Origin of the sequence: Shewanella sp. 10N.286.51.B7 (genome assembly GCF_002873615.1) — a bacterium.
Lineage (GTDB): Bacteria > Pseudomonadota > Gammaproteobacteria > Enterobacterales > Shewanellaceae > Shewanella > Shewanella electrodiphila.
The window spans coordinates 1-2,408 of the sequence record NZ_MCUF01000090.1; the positions used below are offsets into that span (position 1 = coordinate 1).

A 2,408-nucleotide genomic window follows, 5' to 3' on the forward strand; every position below is an offset into this window, starting at 1 on the left:
TGGTATCCCCTAGGGGATTCGAACCCCTGTTACCGCCGTGAAAGGGCGGTGTCCTAGGCCTCTAGACGAAGGGGACCCGGACTGGCGTTATACTCTACCAAAGAGTGAATACTCATTAAGTTCTGTAGGCTAAAACTTAACGCTTTGATTTTAGTAAAATTGGTGGAGCTACACGGGATCGAACCGTGGACCTCTTCGCTGCCAGCGAAGCGCTCTCCCAGCTGAGCTATAGCCCCTCAACTTTACTTAACACATTTGGACAAACCGAAATAAATTATGACGCTGTGTCTCAACTGCGAGGCGCATTCTATGCAGCCTGCCCAAAAGTGTCAACTCGTTTTTTAAGAATTTATTCTATCTGCTACAAATTCAATCGCTTTGGAGATTCTTTGTTCACAACGAGCCTTTCCAACTAAAAACAAGGTTAAATCTACAGCAGGTGACATGCCAGCGCCTGTAACCGCGACACGTAGTGGCATTCCGACTTTACCCATACCCACTTCTAGTTCTGCTGCTGTATCTTCAATTGCTTGGTGAATTGCTTCAACTGTCCACTCTGGAAGGGTAGAAATTTTTTGTTGTATAAGTTTAAGTGGTTCCATTGCAACACCACGTAAATGCTTTTTAGCTGCATTTTCATCAAACGCTTCGAAATCTTCATAGAAGTAGCGGCTAGATGCAGCTAAATCTTTCAGCGTTTTCGCTCTTTCTGCTAAAGCTGTAACAACTTCAGAAAGTGCAGGTCCGTTTGCTGTATCAATTTTCTGGTCATCCATATGCCATTGAAGATGTGATGCAACATATTCTGGTGCAAGTTCTTTAATGTAATGTTGGTTTAACCAATTAAGTTTTTCTGTATTAAAGGCTGAAGCTGCCTTATTGATATCGTCTAGTTTAAATAACGAGATCATTTCTTCCATTGAGAAAACTTCTTGGTCGCCATGAGACCAACCTAAACGAACCAGGTAGTTTAGTAGCGCTTCAGGTAAATAACCGTCATCACGGTATTGCATAACACCAACCGCGCCATGACGTTTTGACAGTTTCGCACCATCATCACCTAAAATCATCGATACGTGAGCATATTCAGGTACTGGTGCACCCAAAGCTTTAAGGATGTTAATTTGACGAGGAGTGTTATTGATATGGTCTTCACCACGAACAACACAAGTAATGCCCATATCCCAATCATCAACAACAACACAGAAGTTATAAGTTGGTGTGCCTTCTGTACGAGCAATGATTAAGTCATCTAAGGTATCGTTAGCAAATTCGATACGGCCACGTACGTGATCGTTAAATACGACACTACCTTCTGTTGGATTCTTGAAACGAATCACAAACGGTTCATCAGTATCACGAGGAGCAAGATCGCGGCAATGGCCATCATACTTTTGTGATTCACCATTTTCAGCTTGCTCTTCACGCATCTTCTCAATACGTTCACGAGAACAGTAACACTTATAAGCAGTACCTTCTTCAAGCATTTGAGCAATGATTTCGTTGTATCGATCGAAACGTTTAGTTTGGTAATAAGGACCTTCGTCCCAAGTCAAACCTAACCATTCCATTCCTTCAAGAATTGCGGCGCAAGCTTCAGGAGTCGAACGTTCAATATCAGTATCTTCTACACGTAAAACAAACTCACCTTGGTTTGCGCGGGCATAAAGCCAAGAATAAAGTGCTGTACGAGCACCACCTACATGTAAAAAGCCTGTTGGGCTAGGAGCAAAACGCGTCTTAGTTGTCATAATGGGACACTGACCTATTTCAAAAACGTCTATATAAAGACAGATATAATAAAGTGGTCGATATTCTATACCCAAACCACCTTATTATGCGAGTTTCACTATTGATAATTTAAACTACATCAATAAGCAGCATCATAATCAGCTCTGTGAGCGAAAAACTATAGCTAAAGAGCGCACTGATTGCTCAACTTTGTCGTCGAAGCTTTTATTGAAGTGAAACTGAGAAGTCTCAAAACAAGGCATATTTAGCTGGATACGAGCTTTACTCCATAATTACAATATTCAATTCTTCTCTAGTTGCATCACTATTGAGACAAATGACGTTATAAAGCGCCTAACAATTCAACAAGCCGCACGTTTTTAGCGCGGCTGAGCTTTTTTCGTGAAAAAGTCGTTGACAGTATTTCGTTGCTCCCTATAATACGGCCCCACACAGCGAGGTCGATTAGCTCAGCTGGGAGAGCACCTCCCTTACAAGGAGGGGGTCACTGGTTCGAGCCCAGTATCGACCACCATTCTTTTCATAAAGAATTAAAACATTATGAAATCCCAGGTCGATTAGCTCAGCTGGGAGAGCACCTCCCTTACAAGGAGGGGGTCACTGGTTCGAGCCCAGTATCGACCACCATTCTTTTCGTAAAGAATTAAAACATTATG

1 protein-coding gene and 4 tRNA genes are annotated in these 2,408 nt (G+C 42.3%); 2 read left to right on the plus strand and 3 right to left on the minus strand.

Annotation, left to right across the window (positions count from 1 at the left end; translation table 11 throughout):
* The 3 genes from BCU84_RS19985 to gltX all read right to left on the minus strand — a co-directional run bounded on the left by BCU84_RS19985 (nucleotide 1) and on the right by gltX (nucleotide 1,751).
* Nucleotides 1-76, minus strand: a tRNA-Glu gene (locus BCU84_RS19985).
* 84 nt (nucleotides 77-160) lie between these two features.
* Nucleotides 161-236: transfer RNA gene (locus tag BCU84_RS19990), tRNA-Ala, on the minus strand.
* A gap of 105 nt (nucleotides 237-341) precedes the next feature.
* A complete protein-coding gene (gene gltX, locus BCU84_RS19995) occupies nucleotides 342-1,751 on the minus strand; it encodes a glutamate--tRNA ligase (protein ID WP_102529800.1) in 1,410 nt (469 codons plus the stop codon).
* A gap of 439 nt (nucleotides 1,752-2,190) precedes the next feature.
* Here gltX and BCU84_RS20000 point away from each other — a divergent pair.
* Nucleotides 2,191-2,266: transfer RNA gene (locus tag BCU84_RS20000), tRNA-Val, on the plus strand.
* Between the two features lie 37 nt (nucleotides 2,267-2,303).
* A tRNA-Val gene (locus BCU84_RS20005) sits at nucleotides 2,304-2,379 on the plus strand.
* Nucleotides 2,380-2,408 lie beyond the last annotated feature (29 nt).